The organism is Streptomyces sp. NBC_00224 (assembly GCF_041435195.1).
GTDB lineage: Bacteria > Actinomycetota > Actinomycetes > Streptomycetales > Streptomycetaceae > Streptomyces.
This window is the reverse complement of the sequence record NZ_CP108106.1, coordinates 6481500-6499274: the sequence shown is the minus strand read 5'-3', so window position 1 is coordinate 6499274 and position 17775 is coordinate 6481500. Positions and strand designations below refer to the sequence as shown.

The 17775-nt window shown below is 70.1% G+C and carries 16 protein-coding genes; 4 read left to right on the top strand and 12 right to left on the bottom strand.

Annotated features, from left to right (window positions below; translation table 11 throughout):
* Window positions 1-32 precede the first annotated feature (32 nt).
* Window positions 33-860 (top strand): phosphatase PAP2 family protein, encoded by an 828-nt coding sequence (locus tag OG965_RS29155; RefSeq protein ID WP_371655006.1) that lies wholly within the window; start codon window positions 33-35, stop codon window positions 858-860.
* Here the strand turns inward: OG965_RS29155 and OG965_RS29150 are convergent.
* The 8 genes from OG965_RS29150 to OG965_RS29115 all read right to left on the bottom strand — a co-directional run bounded on the left by OG965_RS29150 (window position 796) and on the right by OG965_RS29115 (window position 10656).
* Window positions 796-2631, bottom strand: a complete 1836-nt coding sequence (locus tag OG965_RS29150) for a chitinase (RefSeq protein WP_371655005.1) — start codon at window positions 2629-2631, stop codon at window positions 796-798. The genes OG965_RS29155 and OG965_RS29150 overlap by 65 nt on opposite strands.
* A 113-nt stretch (window positions 2632-2744) precedes the next feature.
* Window positions 2745-3212, bottom strand: coding sequence for a hypothetical protein (locus OG965_RS29145; RefSeq protein WP_371655004.1), 468 nt, complete (start codon window positions 3210-3212; stop codon window positions 2745-2747).
* A gap of 224 nt (window positions 3213-3436) precedes the next feature.
* Entirely contained in the window at window positions 3437-4858 is a 1422-nt protein-coding gene (locus OG965_RS29140) for an NAD(P)/FAD-dependent oxidoreductase (protein ID WP_371655003.1), read from the bottom strand.
* Window positions 4859-4896: 38 nt separating this feature from the next.
* Window positions 4897-5691, bottom strand: coding sequence for an ABC transporter permease (locus tag OG965_RS29135; protein ID WP_371655002.1), 795 nt, complete (start codon window positions 5689-5691; stop codon window positions 4897-4899).
* A complete protein-coding gene (locus tag OG965_RS29130) occupies window positions 5691-6611 on the bottom strand; it encodes an ABC transporter permease (protein ID WP_371655001.1) in 921 nt (306 codons plus the stop codon). The genes OG965_RS29135 and OG965_RS29130 overlap by 1 nt, the downstream gene beginning before the upstream one ends.
* Window positions 6608-7759 carry an ABC transporter ATP-binding protein gene (locus OG965_RS29125; RefSeq protein WP_371655000.1) on the bottom strand — a complete coding sequence of 384 codons (1152 nt, stop codon included), beginning with the start codon at window positions 7757-7759 and terminating at the stop codon, window positions 6608-6610. The genes OG965_RS29130 and OG965_RS29125 overlap by 4 nt, the downstream gene beginning before the upstream one ends.
* 49 nt (window positions 7760-7808) lie before the next feature.
* Complete coding sequence (locus tag OG965_RS29120; protein ID WP_371654999.1) at window positions 7809-9059, bottom strand: spermidine/putrescine ABC transporter substrate-binding protein; 1251 nt, start codon at window positions 9057-9059, stop codon at window positions 7809-7811.
* Between the two features lie 79 nt (window positions 9060-9138).
* The gene (locus OG965_RS29115; protein ID WP_371657095.1) at window positions 9139-10656 is read right to left on the bottom strand and encodes a gamma-aminobutyraldehyde dehydrogenase; all 1518 of its coding nucleotides are present in this window, start codon (window positions 10654-10656) and stop codon (window positions 9139-9141) included.
* A 181-nt stretch (window positions 10657-10837) separates the two neighbouring features.
* On the opposite strand from OG965_RS29115, the gene OG965_RS29110 reads away from it, so the two are divergent.
* Complete coding sequence (locus tag OG965_RS29110) at window positions 10838-11383, top strand: NADAR family protein (RefSeq protein WP_371654998.1); 546 nt, start codon at window positions 10838-10840, stop codon at window positions 11381-11383.
* Window positions 11384-11700: 317 nt separating this feature from the next.
* Here OG965_RS29110 and OG965_RS29105 read toward each other — a convergent pair whose 3' ends face one another.
* Window positions 11701-12384: a DUF4190 domain-containing protein gene (locus OG965_RS29105; RefSeq protein ID WP_371654997.1), complete on the bottom strand. Its 684-nt coding sequence runs from the start codon at window positions 12382-12384 to the stop codon at window positions 11701-11703.
* A 136-nt stretch (window positions 12385-12520) separates the two neighbouring features.
* On the opposite strand from OG965_RS29105, the gene OG965_RS29100 reads away from it, so the two are divergent.
* Entirely contained in the window at window positions 12521-13552 is a 1032-nt protein-coding gene (locus OG965_RS29100; RefSeq protein WP_371654996.1) for an adenosine deaminase, read from the top strand.
* Window positions 13553-13572: 20 nt separating this feature from the next.
* Window positions 13573-14277 carry a glycerophosphodiester phosphodiesterase gene (locus OG965_RS29095; protein ID WP_371654995.1) on the top strand — a complete coding sequence of 235 codons (705 nt, stop codon included), beginning with the start codon at window positions 13573-13575 and terminating at the stop codon, window positions 14275-14277.
* 27 nt (window positions 14278-14304) lie between these two features.
* Here the strand turns inward: OG965_RS29095 and OG965_RS29090 are convergent, their stop codons facing one another.
* From OG965_RS29090 to OG965_RS29080, 3 genes are all read right to left on the bottom strand, one after another.
* Window positions 14305-14835: a hypothetical protein gene (locus OG965_RS29090; protein ID WP_371654994.1), complete on the bottom strand. Its 531-nt coding sequence runs from the start codon at window positions 14833-14835 to the stop codon at window positions 14305-14307.
* 54 nt (window positions 14836-14889) lie between these two features.
* On the bottom strand, window positions 14890-16077 hold the full coding sequence (locus OG965_RS29085) for a PotD/PotF family extracellular solute-binding protein (protein WP_371654993.1): 1188 nt from the start codon (window positions 16075-16077) through the stop codon (window positions 14890-14892).
* Between the two features lie 161 nt (window positions 16078-16238).
* Window positions 16239-17678 carry a gamma-aminobutyraldehyde dehydrogenase gene (locus OG965_RS29080; RefSeq protein WP_371654992.1) on the bottom strand — a complete coding sequence of 480 codons (1440 nt, stop codon included), beginning with the start codon at window positions 17676-17678 and terminating at the stop codon, window positions 16239-16241.
* Between the last annotated feature and the right edge of the window lie 97 nt (window positions 17679-17775).

Here is a 17775-nt window from a genome sequence, read left to right as displayed (position 1 = left end):
GTCCCCCTCCCACTGCCGTACGGTTTCTGCAGATGAGAGAAACACCTCGCCCGCAGGAGACTGCGGGCGGCTCCAGGGCGGCGCATCCCCAGCCTCGTTCTGGTCGTGCCCTGGCGCACACCACCGGTGCTTCTGGCTCCGGAACTCCTCACCGATCGGATGGCCGTCCGCCCCACACCCCCCGGGGCGCACGGCACACCGGTCAAGGCGGCCGCCCCGGAACCTCCCCCCCTGTTCCGGGGCGGCCGGCTTTCCTCTTGCCGGCCTTCGCCGCCCTCGCGGCGCTCTTCTCGCTCCTGACCTGGCAGGTCGTCGCCGACGGCCCACTGCGCCGGCTCGACGAGCGCGTCGGCGGCCACCTCGCGGGCCGGGGCCCGCAGGACGTGGCCCAGGCCCTGGCCGACCTCGGCTCGATGCCCGTCGCCCTGCCGGTGCTCGCGCTCGCCCTGGGGTACGCGGTGTGGCGCGGCGCCCGCCTGGACGCGCTGATCGCGGCAGTCACGATGGCCCTGGTCCCGGCGCTGGTCGTCCCGCTGAAGATCTGGACCGACCGCGCGGGCCCGCTCACCTCCGACACCGGCTACTACCCGTCCGGCCACACGGCCACCGCGATGGTGGCGTACGGCGGCGCGGCCCTGCTGCTCGCCCCGTACACCGCCCCGCGCCGCGCATGGGTGATGCCCGCCGCCGCGGGTGTGCTCACCGCGGCGACGGGCATCGGTCTGGTGCTGCACGGCTACCACTGGCCCCTGGACGTACTGGCGAGCGGCTGCCTGTGCGAGCTGCTCCTGCTGCTCAGCTCCACGGGTATGCGTCGAAGTTCTTCGAGAACTCCCCGCCGCCGAACCGGTCCCAGTTGACGGACCAGGTCATCAGGCCGCGCAGCCCCGGCCAGCTCCCATGGGTCTGGTACGAGCCGCAGTTCGCCTTCCTGGTGAGGCAGTCCAGCGCCTTGGTGACCTCGGCGGGAGCCGTGTGGCCGTTGCCCGCGTTGGTGGACGCCGGGAGGCCGATGGCGACCTGGTCGGGGCGCAGGGCCGGGAACGTCCGGCCGGTGTCGCCCGCCACCGGGAAGCCGGTGAGCAGCATGTCGGTCATGGCGATGTGGAAGTCCGCGCCGCCCATCGAGTGGTACTGGTTGTCCAGGCCCATGATCGAGCCCGAGTTGTAGTCCTGGACGTGCAGCAGGGTCAGATCGTCGCGCAGGGCGTGGATCACCGGCAGATAGGCGCCGCAGCGCGGGTCCTGGCCGCCCCAGGGACCGGATCCGTAGTACTGGTAGCCGAGCTGCACGAAGAACGTCTCCGGGGCCATCGACAGCACGAACTTCGCGCCGTACTTGGCCTTCAGTGTCTTCAGCGCCGAGATGAGGTTCACGACGACGGGGGTGGTCGGGTTGCGGAAGTCCGTGTCGCCGGTGTTCAGCGAGAGCGAGTGGCCCTCGAAGTCGACGTCCAGGCCGTCGAGTCCGTACTCGTCGATGATCTTCGAGACCGACGAGACGAAGGTGTCGCGGGCGGCCGTGGTGGCGAGCTGGACCTGGCCGTTCTGGCCGCCTATGGAGATCAGGACCTTCTTGCCCGCGGCCTGCTTGGCCCTGATGGCGGCCTTGAAGTCGGCGGCGGACTCGACCCCCGGGCACTGGCTGACCGGGCAGAGGCTGAACCTGATGTCGCCGGAGGTGACGGAGGTCGGCTCGCCGAAGGCCAGGTCGATGACGTCCCAGGAGTCGGGGACGTCGGCCATCCGCGTGTAGCCGGAGCCGTTGGCGAAGCTTGAGTGCAGATAGCCGACGAGGGCGTGGGTGGGCAGACCGCCGCCCGGGTTCCCTCCCCCGCCGCTCGTGGTGGAGGCGGTGACGGCGGCGGACTTCGCGGACTCACCGGCCGTGTTGGTGGCGGTGACCTGGAAGGTGTACGCGGTGGAGGCGGTCAGGCCCGTCACGGTGGCCGAAGTCCCGCTCACCGAGAGGACTTTGGAGCCGCCCTGGTAGACGTTGTAGCCGGTGGCGCCGGAGGAGGCCGCCCAGTTGAGGGCGATGCTGGAGGAGGTCGCGGAGCCCGCGGTCAGGCCGGTGGGGGCGGCCGGGAGCTGGACGGGCCCGCCGCCGGGGCCCAGCAGGCTCACGTCGTCGGCGTGGTAGGCGCCGGTGCCGTACCAGCCGTGCGTGTAGATCGTCACCGCGGTGGTGTTCGCGCCGGTCTTGAAGGTGGTGGTCAGCTGCTGCCAGGACGGGGCGGACTGGGTCCAGGTGCTGACGTCGGTGGTGCCGGTGCCGGAGGCGCCCAGATAGACGTAGCTGCCCTGCACCCACGAGCTCAGGGTGTACGTGGAGTCGGGCTTGACCGTGACGGTCTGGGAGCACTGGGCGTTGTCGCTCCCGGCCGGGGTGGCCTTGAGGGCCTTGGCGCCGCCGTGCACGGGCGAGGCGACCGCCGTGCCGCTGCCCGCCGTACAGCTCCAGCCGTCGAGCGCGGCCTCGAAGCCGCCGTTGAGGGCGAGTTCGGTGTCGGCGGCGCGGGCGGTCTGCGCGGAGGCGACCAGGGCGCCCGCGGCGAGGACGGCCGCCGTGACGGCGGCGAGGAGTCTGGGTGGTCTGGAGGTTCTGGCGAGGCGTCCGGTGCGGTCCACAACGTCCTCCGGGCATGGGGGGGGTCGGATCCGGGAATGGCGGGGATGAGGCCGAGCCCGCCACAATGTGGTCCAGACCAATCGGGTTGTCAAGACCTCTGGCAGTACCTCGCTCAGTCCCGTCCCTCCCGCCCTTCCCGCGCGATCCGGGCCGCCGCCTCGTGCATCGCGAGTTCGAGCAGCGCCGGATCGGTGAGGGTGCCCGAACCGTCGGGCGGGACCAGCCAGCGCACCCCGCCGCTGATCCGGCCCGGGTACGGGACCACGATCCAAGTGCCCTGCCCGGCCCCGCGCACCCCGGTGCCGAGCCAGCGCGCGGCCGTACCGGGGGGCACGAAGAACCCCAGGCGCGCGTCGCCGAAGTCGGCGAGGACGGGGCCCGGCCGGTCGACGAGCCGGAGCAGTACGTCGAGCGCCAGGTGCCCCAGTTCGCCCGGCAGGATCAGTACGTCCCAGCGCCTGCCGGCCGGCAGGAGGGCGACCCCGAGGGGGTTGCGCTCCCACTCCCACCGGCAGGCGTCGGGATCCGGCGCCACCGACGCCAGCCATTCCACCGCTGTCTTCGGCCCCGAGCCATTCATCACCCGGTCTTCCTTCCGTGAGCGCGGACCTGCGTTCACGTGGGGAGAGCGGGGTGGGGCCCGGCTATGACGCGGGTTTCGCTACTTAACGGTAGTGAACCGGCTCACACCAAGATCACCGTTGTGCGCCCCCGGCGCGGCACCGGCGCGGAATGATCTGGTTGAAAAGGTGACGGGTGGCCGATTCCCCGATCCGCCACCCGTCACACATCATTGATGAACCGTCAGCTGTCGAAGCCCAGCCCGGCCCGATCCATCGCCTTCAGCCACAGATTGCGGCGCCCTCCGTTCGCGTCCGCCCTCGCCAGCGCCCACTTGGTGATGCCGATGCCCGCCCAGGCGACCGGCTCCGGCGGGAACGGCAGCGGCTTCTTGCGGACCATCTCCAGCTCCGTACGTTCGGTGCGCTCCCCCGCCAGCAGGTCGAGCATCACGTCCGCGCCGAAGCGGGTCGCGCCGACGCCGAGGCCGGTGTACCCGGCGGCGTACCCGACCCTGCCGCCGTGGGCCGTGCCGAAGAACGCCGAGAAGCGCGAGCAGGTGTCGATCGCCCCGCCCCAGGCATGGCTGAAACGCAACCCCTCCAGCTGCGGGAAGCAGCGGAAGAAGTGCTCGGCCAGCTTGAGATAGGTGGCGGGCCGGTCGTCGTACTCGGCCCGCACCTTCCCGCCGTACTTGTAGATAGCGTCGTAGCCGCCCCACAGGATGCGGTGGTCCGCGGTGATCCGGAAGTAGTGGAACTGGTTGGCCGAGTCACCGAGCCCCTGCCGGTTCTTCCAGCCGATCGCGGCCAGTTGCTCCGCACTCAGCGGCTCGGTCATCAGCGCGTAGTCGTAGACCGGGACGGTGTACGCGCGCACCCGCTTGACCAGCGAGGGGAACACATTGGTGCCGAGCGCGACCCGGCGGGCGCGGATCCGCCCGTACGGGGTGCGCACCGCCATGCCGGGACCTGCCGCGACCAGATCGAGGCCGGGGGTGTGTTCGTAGATCCGTACGCCGAGTTCCAGACAGGCGCGCTTGAGGCCCCAGGCGAGCTTGGCGGGGTGCAGCATCGCCACACCGCGCCGGTCCCAGAGCCCGCCGAGGAAGGTCGGCGAGTCGACCTCGGCCCGCATCGCGTCCCCGTCGAGCAGTTCCAGGCCCTCGAATCCGAGCCCCACCGCCTCCTCGTGCATCTCGTGCAGTTCGTCGAGCTGGTGCGGCTCGGTGGCCACGTCGATCTCACCGGTGCGCTCGAAGTCGCAGTCCAGGCCGTAGCGGGCGACGGCCGCCTCGATGGCGTCGAGGTTCTGCGCGCCCAGCTTCTCAAGCCGGGGCAGCTCGTCCGGCCAGCGGGCGAGGCCGTTGCCCAGGCCGTGGGTGAGGGAGGCGGCGCAGAAGCCGCCGTTGCGGCCCGAGGCCGCCCAGCCGATCTCCTTGCCCTCGATGAGCACGACATCGCGTCCGGGGTCGCGCTCCTTGGCCAGGAGCGCGGTCCACAGTCCGCTGTAGCCGCCGCCGACGACGAGCAGGTCGCACCGTTCGTCGCCCGCGAGGGCGGGGTGGGCGCCGGGCCTGCCCGGGTCCTCCAGCCAGAAGGGGACGGGCTGGGCGTCCGTCAGTGAATGGGCTGCCGCACTGCGCATGGCTCGGGTGACGGCCATGACTTCCAACTCCCTCAAAGGGTTCGGTCGGTTACTGCCTAGGCTTTCGCACTGTTGCCGCGCCGGTTCGCGACGAGCTGGCCGGCGACGACCACCACCACGGCGATGACGAACATGGCCGTACCGATGACGTTGATCTGCACGGGCGTGCCGCGCTGTGCCGATCCCCAGACGAACATGGGGAAGGTCACGGTGGAGCCCGCGTTGAAGTTGGTGATGATGAAGTCGTCGAAGGAGAGCGCGAAGGCGAGCAGCGCGCCCGCGACGATTCCGGGGGCGGCGATCGGCAGGGTGACCCGGACGAACGTCTGGACCGGCCCCGCGTACAGATCGCGCGCGGCCTCCTCCAGACGCGGGTCCATCGACATCACCCGCGCCTTGACCGCCGTCACCACGAAGCTGAGACAGAACATGATGTGGGCGATGAGGATGGTCCAGAAGCCGAGCTGCGCGCCCAGGTTGAGGAAGAGCGTCAGCAGCGAGGCGGCCATGACGACCTCGGGCATCGCCATCGGCAGGAAGATCAGCGAGTTGATCGCGCCGCGCGCCCGGAACCGGTAGCGGACGAGCGCGAAGGCGATCATCGTGCCGAGCACGGTCGCACCGACCGTCGCCCAGGTGGCGATCTGGAGCGAGAGCGACAGTGAGCCGCACATGTCGGCGACGCCGCACGGGTCCTGCCAGGCGTCGGTGGAGAACCGCGTCCACGAGTAATTGAAGCGCCCGTTCGGCTTGTTGAACGAGAACACCATCACGACGACGTTCGGCAGGATCAGGTACGCGAGGGTCGCGAGCCCGGCGATGACGATCACATTGCGTCGGAGCCAGCGCATCAGACCAGGTCCTCCGTCCCGGCTCGGCGGATGTAGACGGTGACCATGACCAGGACGATCGCCATCAGGATGAACGACAGGGCGGCGGCCGTCGGATAGTCGAGGACCCGCAGGAACTGCGACTGGATCACGTTGCCGACCATCTTCTGGTCGGTGGAGCCGAGCAGTTCGGCGTTGACGTAGTCGCCGCTCGCCGGGATGAAGGTGAGCAGCGTGCCCGAGACGACGCCCGGCATGGAGAGCGGGAAGGTCACCTTGCGGAAGGTGGTCGCCGGGGTCGCGTACAGATCACCGGCGGCCTCGTGCAGCCGGGAGTCGATCCGCTCCAGGGACGTGTAGAGCGGCAGGATCATGAACGGCAGGAAGTTGTACGTGAGGCCGCAGACCACCGCCATCGGCGTCGCCAGGACGCGGTTGCCCTCGGTCCAGCCCAGCCAGCTCGTCACGTCGAGGACGTGCAGCGAGTTGAGCGCGTGCACCACCGGGCCGCCGTCCGCGAGGATCGTCTTCCAGGCGAGGGTGCGGATCAGGAAGCTGGTGAAGAACGGCGCGATGACGAGCACCAGGATCACATTGCGCCAGCGCCCCGCCTTGAAGGCGATCAGATACGCCAGCGGATAGCCGAGCAGCAGGCAGAGCAGCGTCGCGGTCCCCGCGTAGAGCAGCGAGCGCACGAACTGCGGGTAGTACTCCTTGAAGGCGTCCCAGTAGGTCTGGAAGTGCCAGGTGACCTGGAAGCCCTTCTCCAGGGAGCCGGTCTGCACCGAGGTGGAGGCCTGGTAGACCATCGGCAGCGCGAAGAAGACGATCAGCCACAGGAGGCCGGGCACCAGCAGCCAGTAGGGCACCAGACGCTTGCGCACCGACGCCTTGCGTACGGGGAGGTCGGCGGCCGGGGGCGCCTCGGTCAGGGCGCTCACGCGGCGTCCTCGACCTTCTCCACGCCCGCGTCGATCGCCTGCGCCGCGTCGAGGCCGAAGGTGTGCGCCGGGTTCCAGTGCAGGATCACCTCGGCGCCGGGCACCAGACGGGTGTCGCGCTCGATGTTCTGCTCGTAGACCGCCAGCCCCCGGCCCGCCGGGGAGTCGATGACGTACTGGGTGGAGACGCCGATGAAGGAGGAGTCGACGATCCGTCCGGGGACCCGGTTGCGGCCTTCCGCTATCGAGGCCTCGTCGTCCTTGTGGGCGAGGGAGATCTTCTCCGGGCGCACACCCACGAGGATCTTCCCGCCACTGGTGTCGGGGGCCGAACATCGCCCACCGGGCAGCCGCAGCTTGGCCCCGCCCGCCGTGACGACGAGGTCCTCGCCGCTCTTCTCGACGACCTCGGCCTCGATGAGGTTGGAAGTGCCGAGGAAGTTCGCCACGAACGTGGTCTTCGGGTTCTCGTAGAGGTCGGCGGGGGCGCCGAGCTGTTCGACGCGGCCGCCGTTCATCACCGCGACCGTGTCGGCCATGGTCATGGCCTCCTCCTGGTCGTGGGTGACGTGGATGAAGGTGATGCCGACCTCGGTCTGGATGCGCTTGAGCTCCAGCTGCATCTGGCGGCGCAGCTTGAGGTCGAGGGCGCCGAGCGGCTCGTCGAGGAGCAGCACCTGCGGGTGGTTGATGAGCGCGCGGGCGACCGCCACGCGCTGCTGCTGGCCGCCGGAGAGCTGGTGCGGCTTGCGCCTCGCGAAGTCGCCGAGCTGGACGAGCTCCAGCATGTCGTCGACCTGCTTCTTCACCGACTTGATGCCCCGGCGGCGCAGCCCGAAGGCGACGTTCTCGGTGACGTCGAGGTGCGGGAAGAGCGCGTACGACTGGAAGACGGTGTTCACCGGCCGCTTGTAGGGCGGCAGATCGGTGACGTCCTTGTCGCCGAGGAAGACGGTCCCGGTGGTGGGCTCCTCCAGTCCGGCGATCATGCGCAGAGTGGTGGTCTTGCCGCACCCGGAGGCGCCGAGCAGAGCGAAGAACGAGCCCTGCGGGACGGTCAGTTCGAGCGGATGGACGGCAGTGAAGGAGCCGTACGTCTTGCTGATCCCGGTGAGGCGGACGTCGCCGCCGTTCTTGTCGTCAGTCATGGGTTGCGATCCCAGGGGTGGAGAGGGACGAGGGGAAGGAACTGAGGGGTCAGGCGCCGATGAGCTTGGCGAACTTCTCCTCGTACTTGGTCTCCTCCTCGCTGCTGAGCGAGCGGAAGGAGTGCGCCTTGGCGGCCATGGCCTTGTCGGGCAGGATCAGCGTGTTCTCGGCCAGCTTGGGGTCGATCCGGGTGAGCTCGTCGCGCACGCCGTCGACCGGGCACACGTAGTTGATGTACGCGGCGAGCTGGGCCGCGACCGTCGGCTCGTAGTAGTAGTCGATCAGCCGCTCGGCGTTGGACTGGTGCCGGGCCTTCGCCGGGATCAGCAGGTTGTCGCTGGAGAGCATGTATCCGGCGGCGGGGATCGCGTACTTGATGTCGGGGTTGTCGGACTGGAGCTGGGTGACGTCCCCGCCCCACGCCACACACGCGGCGAGGTCGCCCTTGTCCAGGTCGCCGGTGTAGTCGTTGCCGGTGAAGCGCCGGATCTGCTTCTTGTCGACGCCCTTCTGGAGCCGGCCGATCGCCGCGTCGTAGTCGGCGTCGGTGAACTTCGCCGGGTCCTTGCCCATGTCGAGCAGGGTCATCCCGACGGTGTCGCGCATCTCGGTGAGGAAGCCGACCCGCCCCTTGAGGGAGGGGTCGTCGAGCAGCTGGGTGACCGAGTCGACGGTCCGCCCGCCGGTCGCCTTGGAGTTGTAGGCGATGACGGTCGGGATACCGGTCCAGGGGTACGAGTAGGCCCGGCCCGGGTCCCAGTCGGGGGTGCGGAAGGGCGCGGCGAGGTTGGCGAAGGCGTGCGGCAGGTTCGAGGCGTTGAGCTTCTGCGCCCAGCCGAACCGGATGAGCCGCCCGGCCAGCCAGTCGGTGACGACGATGACGTCCCGGCCGATGTCCTGGCCGGCCGCGAGCTGCGGCTTGATCTTGCCGAAGAACTCGACGTTGTCGTTGATGTCCTCGGTGTACTTGACCTGGATGCCGGTCCGTTTGGTGAACGCGTCCAGCGTCGGCCGGTGCTTCTTGTCGTCGCTGACGTCCATGTACTCGGTCCAGTTGGAGAAGTTGATCACCTTCTCCTTGGCCGAGTGGTCCGTCGACGCGGGGGCCTGGCCGTCCGCCTTCTTGGCGGCCGGGATGCCGCACCCGGTGAGCCCGGCGAGGCCGCCGACGGCGAGCGCGCCGAAGCCCGTGGCCCGCATCAGCGAACGGCGGGTCAGGGCGCCCCGGCCGCTGGTCAGGCTGCGCTGTATGGCGGCCAGTTGGGCCCCGGACAGGCGGTCCGGCTCGTACTGCTCCATGCGCTGTGTGCCCTTTCGGGTGGAGGTGACGGCCGCTGGTCGGACGGCCGCCACGCGGCGGCGCCGCTGATCGGATGCTTTATCGGTCCCCGAAGATCGTGCGGTGCCAGTCCTTCGCGGCGACCGCCGTGTTGTCGTACATCACATGCTTGACCTGCGTGTACTCCTCGAAGGAGTAAGCCGACATGTCCTTTCCGTAGCCGCTCGCCTTGTAGCCGCCGTGCGGCATCTCGCTGATGATCGGAATGTGGTCGTTGACCCAGACGCACCCGGCCTTGATCTCCCGGGTGGCGCGGCCCGCCCGGTAGACGTCCCGGCTCCAGGCGGAGGCGGCGAGACCGTACGGGGTGTCGTTGGCGAGCCGGATGCCCTGGTCATCGGAGTCGAAGGGAAGGACAGCGAGGACGGGCCCGAAGATCTCGGACTGGACGACTTCGCTGTCCTGCGGGGCATCGGCGATGAGCGTGGGCAGATAGAAGGCCCCCTCACTCCTCGGGGCCGTGCCACCGGTGACGATCCGGGCGTAGGAGCGGGCGCGGTCGACGAAGCCTGCGACTCGGTCTCGGTGGACGTGGCTGATCAGCGGGCCGAGGTCGGTGGCCGGGTCGAAGGGGTCGCCGACCCGGACGCTCGCCATCAGGTCCGCGACCCCGGCGACGAACGCCTCGTAGAGCGGACGCTGTACGTACGCGCGCGTGGCGGCGGTGCAGTCCTGGCCGGAGTTGATGAGCGAGGCGGCGACCGCGCCGTGGACGGCGGCTTCGAGGTCGGCGTCGTCGAAGACGACGAAGGGCGCCTTGCCGCCGAGCTCCAGATGGGTCCGCTTGACGGTCGCGGTGGCGATCTCCGCGACGCGCTTGCCGACGGCGGTGGACCCGGTGAAGGAGGTCATGACGACGTCGGGGTGCCCGACGAGGTGCTCCCCGGCATCGCGCCCGGCGCCCGAGACGATGTTGACGACCCCGTCCGGAATCCCGGCGGCGGTGGCTGCCTCGGCGAAGAGCAGCGAGGTGAGGGGGGTGATCTCGGCGGGCTTGAGGACGATGGTGTTGCCGGCCGCGATCGCCGGGAGCACCTTCCAGGCGGCCATCTGGAGCGGGTAGTTCCAGGGTGCGATGGAGCCGACGACCCCGATGGCCTCGCGGCGGACGTACGAGGTGTGGTCGCCCGAGTACTCCCCGGCGGACTGCCCCTGGAGGTGGCGGGCGGCCCCGGCGAAGAACGCGGTGTTGTCGACGGTCCCCGGGACGTCGAACTCCCGGCTGAGCTTGATCGGCTTGCCGCACTGGAGCGACTCGGCCTGCGCGAACTCCTCCGCGCGGTCGGCGAGGACGGCGGCGAAGCGGTGCAGGGCGTCGGAGCGCTCGGCGGGGGTGGCGCCGGCCCACCCCGGGAAGGCGTCCTTGGCGGCGGCGACGGCGGCGTCCACGTCTCCCGTGCCGGCCAGCTCATAGGTGTGGACGACGTGGCCGGTGGCCGGGTCGACGACATCCTGCTTGCGCCCGGAGGTGCCGGGGGCGAACCGCCCGCCGATGTACTGGGCGCCGCCTTCGAAACGGTCCTGCGCCGGGAAGCGACTGCTGTTGCTGTTGCCCATCTCGCTCACGGTCTCCGTAGCTCCAGCTCGATTTGAGTGCCGATCCTGACAGAGCAGCATCTGACCAACAAGTGATTCCGTTGTTGCCTTTTGGTTACGCGACGGAATCTGTCGACCATGTGTCGGGTCAGGCTGTAAATACCCGTACGGAGTGTCAGTGGCGGATGCCAGACTCGCGTGTATGGAGAAGATCGACAATTTGATCGCGCAGGTCAAGGATGGTGAAAGGGTCAAGTTCCTGCACTTCTGGGGCCACGCGCCCCGGCGCGACGGGACACTCGGACCGAGCTGTTTCAGCCAGTGGTGGCCGTCGCCGTTCGAGGTGGACGGCGTGGCGTACGCGACGGCCGAGCACTGGATGATGGCGGCCAAGGCGCGCCTGTTCGGCGACGCGGAGGCGGAGCGCGCCGCGCTCACCGCGACGAGCCCGGCGGCGGCGAAGAAGGCGGGCCGCCTGGTCCGCGGCTTCGACGACGAGGTGTGGAAGCGGGAGCGGTACGGGATCGTGCTGGCGGGCAGCCTCCACAAGTTCGGCCAGTCCCCCGCGCTGAGGGCCTACCTCCTGGCCACGGGCGACCGTGTCCTGGTGGAGGCCAGCCCCCTGGACCGAATCTGGGGCATAGGCCTGGCAGCGGACGCCCCCGAGGCGGAGGACCCGTCGAAGTGGCGGGGGGAGAACTTGCTGGGGTTCGCGTTGATGGAGGCGCGGGGGAGGTTGGGGGCTTAGTGGGGGTGGGGTTCGCCTGCGGGTCGGTGGGGGCTGAGCGCGCAGTTCCCCGCGCCCCTTAGGTAACTCCAGCCCCTCCGGCGTGCGAGATGCGAGCCCCTTTAGGGGCGCGGGGAACTGCGCGACCAGCCACAGACGGCCCGCAGACGAACGAAGCCCGGGGCGGAGCCCCGAAAGCGGGGTGCAGGGGCCGCAGGCCCCGCAAGGGGCGCAGGGGCGAAGCCCCACTGGGGTGCAGGGGGCGGAGCCCCCGCCCACGGGGTCCGGGGGCATAGCCCCCGGGAAGCCACCCCCACCCCCACCCACCCCCGGAGGGTTTAGGGAAGGGGCGGGGTGGGGCCCACATCCCTCACGACCAGCGACGTCGCGAACGGGTCGTCGTACGTGGACGAGTCGTCCGAGTCCTCGTCATTCGTGACCGCCCAGATCATCAGCCCGAGGAACACCCCGCTGACCACGATCCCCACCGCCCCCAGAATGATCCCGGCCAGCGCCTGCCCCCCGTTCGTGGCCTGGCCCCGCTTGGCCCGCCCCCGCCCCAGGAACCCGAAGATCAGCGCGAGGATGCCCAGGATGATCCCGAGGCCCCACATGCAGAACAGCACGACGGAGACGATGCCGAGGACCAGCGCGGTGGTGCCGAAGCCGTTGAGCGGGGCGGCCATTCCGGTCCAGCCGGGGTGCCCGTAGCCGTAGCCCGGGTAGTCGGGATAGCCGGGGTACGCCGGGTAGCCGTAGCTGCCCGGGACCGCCTGGCCGGGACCGCCCGGCGCGGTCGGGGGCGGCGGCACCGGCCCACCCCACCCGGGCCCGCCCACCGGACCAGGACCAGCACCAGGACCCGGCTCCGCCCCGGCCGCAGGCAGAGACGTCACCGTGGGCTGGTCGTGTACCGGCTGCGCCGGCCGCACCGGCTTCTCCAGCGGAACCTTCCGCTCCGGCGGTGCCCACGGGTCCACGGGCTCGGCGCCCCCGGACGGCTGATCGCGGTTGTCTGACATGGGCCTCCCCCATCGTGGTTCCGACATGCTAAAGCTCCCGCCCTCGGCAGGATCCGCGGGATCCACGGGTTCCGGGGGATCCGCCCGGCCTAACATGATCCTCGAAGAGCGAAGCCGACAGCCTGCGGAGGAAACCATGACCGACCTGCACCCGTTCATCGCGGGCCTGCCCAAGGCGGAGCTCCATGTGCACCACGTCGGCTCGGCCTCCCCCCGTATCGTCGCCGAACTGGCGGCCCGCCACCCCGACTCGAAGGTCCCCACCGACCCCGAGGCCCTCGCGGACTACTTCACGTTCACCGACTTCGCGCACTTCATCGACGTCTACCTCTCGGTCGTCGACCTGATCCGCACCCCGGAGGATGTGCGGCTTCTCACGTACGAGGTCGCCCGCGACATGGCCCGGCAGAACATCCGGTACGCCGAGCTGACCATCACCCCCTTCTCCTCCACCCGCCGCGGCATCGACGAGCGCGCCTTCATGGACGCGATCGAGGACGCCCGCAAGGCGGCCGAGAAGGAGCTCGGCACAGTGCTGCGCTGGTGCTTCGACATTCCGGGCGAGGCCGGTCTGGAGGCGGCCGCCGAGACGACCCGGCTCGCCACCGACGACGGCATCCGCCCCGAGGGCCTGGTCTCCTTCGGCCTCGGCGGCCCCGAGATCGGCGTACCGCGCCCGCAGTTCAAGCCGTACTTCGACCGGGCGATCGCCGCCGGACTGCACTCGGTGCCGCACTCGGGCGAGTCCACCGGCCCGCAGTCGATCTGGGACGCCCTGCGCGACCTGCGCGCCGAGCGCATCGGCCACGGCACCAGCGCCACCCAGGACCCGGACCTGCTCAGGCACCTCGCCGACCACCGGATCGCCCTGGAGGTCTGCCCGACCTCCAACCTGGCGACCCGCGTCGTCGCCGACATCGACCAGCACCCGATAAGGGAGATGGTCCAGGCGGGCGTGCTCGTCACCGTGAACAGCGACGACCCGCCGATGTTCGGCAGCGACCTCAACAACGAGTACGCGGTCGCCGCCCGCCTCCTGGAGCTGGACGAGCGCGGCGTGGCCGGCCTCGCCAAGAACGCGGTCGAGGCGTCCTTCCTCGACGAGGCGGGCAAGACGAGGCTCGCGGCCGAGATCGACGACTACACCACCAAGTGGCTGGCGCCGTAACGCCCGACGACAATGGGCCCATGCGCACCGTGACTGCCGTGGCCCACCGCGGCGACCCGTACCGCGTCCGCGAGAACACGCTCCCGTCGATCCACTCGGCGCTGGAGCGCGGCGCGGACGCGGTCGAGATCGATGTACGGCTCACCCGCGACGGCGTCCCCGTGCTGCTCCACGACGACACGCTGGAGCGGCTGTGGGGCCACGACCGCCCGCTGTCCTCCCTCGTGTACGAGGACGTGCGCGAGCTGACCCGCTCCGGCGTCCCGACCCTGCGCGCGGCCCTGATGGCGGCGGGCGCCCACCGGGTGATGATCGATCTGCCCGGTGCCACGGAGGCGGCGGTGCGCGCGGTCGTGGGCACGGTGCAGGAGTGCGGGGCGGGCGACCGCGTGTACTACTGCGCGGGCGCCGCCACCATGCTGAAGGTCCGCGCCGCCGACCCGTCCGCCGAGATCGCCCTGACGTGGACGACACTGGCCCCGCCGCGCCCGGAGCTGATCGCGGCGGTGAAGCCACGGTGGCTCAACTACCGCTTCGGGCTGATGAGTCCGGAGCTGGCCGCCCGGATCCACCGCGACGGGATGCTCGTGTCCGTGTGGACGGCGGACACCGGGCGGACCATGCGGCGGCTGATCGGGCAGGGCGTGGACTCGGTCACCACGAACCGGGTGGACGCGCTGCGCGCGGTCCTGGCGCGGGGTACGGGTGGGAGGGGAGACGGCTGACCTTCGGCCTCCCGGCCCGCGGCCGGCTCACGCCGACGCCGGTGCCCCCGCGGCGGCCGGCGCCGTCAGCGCCTCCAGCTCCTTGATCTTCCGGCGTACGACGTACAGCGGGATCACCCCGAACACGCCGAACGACATGTCGATCACCGACCACCAGAAGGGGATCCCGCGCACCGGCCCGCAGACCAGCGCCAGAGGGATGATCCCGGCGCAGGCGATCATCCCGAACTCGATCACCCAGATGTTGCGCACCGGGTCGCGGTAGGGCCCGTAGAAGGCGACCGCGATGACGAGGTGCGCGAACGCCAGCCAGTCCGTTCCGTAGAGCACGAAGGGGTACTCCGCGTCCGTCGCGTCGAGCCCTTCGCGCACCCTGTCGATCCAGCCCGTCAGGCCCGGGAACCAGTCCCCCGCCGGTGTGGAACGCAACAGGCTCTGCGTCCAGCGCAGTTCGTGCACCAGCGGGAACGCGGTCAGTCCGCTCAGCACGAGGCAGACGATGAAGACGACAAGCCACAGGCGTATGCGCCGCACGAGGGCAGCTCTTCGCTCGCTCATGACCGCAGCCTACGCCGCGGTTTGAACGTGTTCAAACTGCAGATCCCCGACCCCCTACAGCCCCACGATCGCGTTCCACCTCTTCGCGAACTCCATCCGTTCCTCCGACGTGATGTCCCGGGCGATCGCGAGCCGTTGGCGCATCTCGGCGTCCGGGAAGACCAGCGGGTCCTCGGCGAGCTCCGCGCGGTCCTTGTCCTTGGAGGCCGCGAGGACCTCGCGGGCGGCCGGGACCGGGCAGACGTAGTTGACCCAGACCGCCAGCTCCGCCGCCACGTGCGGGTCGTAGTAGTAGTCGATCAGCGCCTCGGCGTTGGCCTTGTGGCGGGCCAGGTTGGGGATCATCATCGACTCGGCCCACAGCTCGGCGCCCTCCTCGGGCACCACGAACTCGATGTCGGGGTTGTCCGCCTGGAGCTGGATCACGTCGCCCGAGTACGCCTGGCAGGCGAGCACGTCGCCGGTGGAGAGGTCCTTGATGTAGTCGTTGCCGGTGAAGCGGCGTATCTGCTTCTTGTGCACCTGCTTCTCGACGCGGTCGCACATCCGGTGGAAGTCGTCCGCCGTCCACCGCGTCACATCGACGCCGTCGCCCTGCATCAGCAGCGCGAACGACTCGTCGAGCCCGGACAGGAGCGTCACCTTGCCCGCAAGGCGCGGGTCCCACAGGTCACCGGTGTGCTTGATCTCGCGGCCGAGCTTCTTCTTGTTGTACGCGATGCCGGTGATCCCGGACTGCCAGGGAACGCTGTGCAGCCGCCCCTCGTCGAAGGCGGGCGAGGTCAGCTGCGGATCCAGGTACTTGGCGACGTTGGGCTGGCGGGCGCGGTCCATCTCCTGCACCCAGCCGAGCCGGACGAACCGGGCCGCCATCCAGTCGCTGACGACGACGATGTCCCGGCCGGTCGCCTGATGGTTCATCAGAGCCGGGCTGATCTTCCCGAAGAACTCGTCGTTGTCGTTGATCTCCTCGGTGTAGGTGACGGAGATCCCGGTGGCCTTGGTGAACGCCGCGAGGGTGGGCCGCTTCGACTTGTCGTCCTCGTCGGTGTCGATGTACAGCGGCCAGTTGGCGAAGGTGAGCCGGTGGTCGGCTGCCGAGCGGTCGCGCGCCGCGCGGTCGCCGGGTCCGACGTACGCCGCGGGCACTCCGCAGCCCGCCAGCGCGGTGGCCAGGGCGCCACCGCCGAGCGCGCGCAGCAGTTGACGGCGGGAGAGGGGGTTCTTGGGGGTCGCTCGCACCCCGGAAGGATGCCGGGGCGCGGGTGTACGGGGCAATGGACGCTGCGTACAGCCGTACGCGGCAGGCCCGACACCCTGTCGACCGCAACGGCCCCCGCACACACGTGTGGTGCGGCACCCCGTCCGGTGCCGCACCACAAGTCCGAGCCGTGCCGGGGGGATCAGCCCTCGTACGACGTCATCACGTGCTTGATGCGGGTGTAGTCCTCGAAGCCGTACGCCGAGAGGTCCTTGCCGTAGCCGGACTTCTTGAAGCCGCCGTGCGGCATCTCCGCGACGAGCGGGATGTGCGTGTTGATCCAGACGCAGCCGAAGTCCAGGTACTTGGACATGCGCATCGCGCGGGCGTGGTCCTTCGTCCAGACCGAGGAGGCCAGTGCGTACTCGACGCCGTTGGCGTATTCGAGCGCCTGCTTCTCGTCGGTGAAGGACTGGACCGTGATGACCGGGCCGAAGACCTCGTTCTGGATGATCTCGTCGTCCTGCTTGAGGCCGGAGACGACGGTCGGGGCGTAGAAGTAGCCCTTGTCGCCGACCCGGTGGCCGCCCGCCTCGACCTTGGCGTGCGCCGGGAGGCGGTCGATGAAGCCGGTGACCTGCTTGAGCTGGTTGGCGTTGTTGAGCGGGCCGTACAGCACGTCCTCGTCGTCCGGCTGGCCGGTCTTGGTGTCGGCGGCGGCCTTGGCGAGCGCGGTCACGAACTCGTCGTGGATGGACTCGTGGACCAGGACGCGGGTCGCGGCCGTACAGTCCTGGCCCGCGTTGAAGTAGCCCGCCACCGCGATGTCCTCGACGGCCTTGGCGATGTCGGCGTCCTCGAAGACGACGACCGGGGCCTTGCCGCCGAGCTCCAGGTGGACGCGCTTGACGTCCTTGGCCGCCGACTCCGCGACCTGCATGCCGGCCCGTACGGAACCGGTGATGGAGGCCATCGCGGGCGTCGGGTGCTCGACCATCGCGCGGCCGGTGTCGCGGTCGCCGCAGATGACGTTGAAGACGCCCTTGGGGACGATCGCGCCGATGATCTCGGCGATCAGGACGGTGGAGGCGGGGGTGGTGTCCGAGGGCTTGAGGACGACCGTGTTGCCCGCGGCGAGCGCCGGGGCGAACTTCCACACGGCCATCATCATCGGGTAGTTCCACGGCGCGACCTGCGCGCAGACACCCACCGGCTCACGGCGGACGATCGAGGTCATGCCCTCCATGTACTCGCCGGCCGAGCGGCCTTCGAGCAGCCGGGCGGCGCCCGCGAAGAAGCGGATCTGGTCCACCATCGGCGGGATCTCTTCGCTGGCGGTGAGCGCGAGCGGCTTGCCGGTGTTCTCCGACTCGGCGGCGATCAGCTCCTCGGCGCGCTCCTCGAAGGCGTCCGCGATCTTCAGCAGGACCCGCTGGCGCTCGGCCGGCGTGGTGTCGCGCCAGGCCGGGAAGGCCACGGCGGCCGCGGCCATGGCGGCGTCGACGTCCGCCTGGCCGGAGAGCGGCGAGGTGGCGTACGCCTCGCCCGTGGCCGGGTTGACCACCTCGATGGTCCGCCCGTCGGCAGCATCGCGGAACTCTCCGTCGATGTAGTTGCGCAAACGACGCAGTTCGGTGGTCACTTCGCTGGCCTCCCGGTCCGATGTCCGATGGGTGAGACAACCCACCCTAGTCGGTCCAGTGTCGCTTTCGACAGACCCACCGCCCGGCAACTTCGGA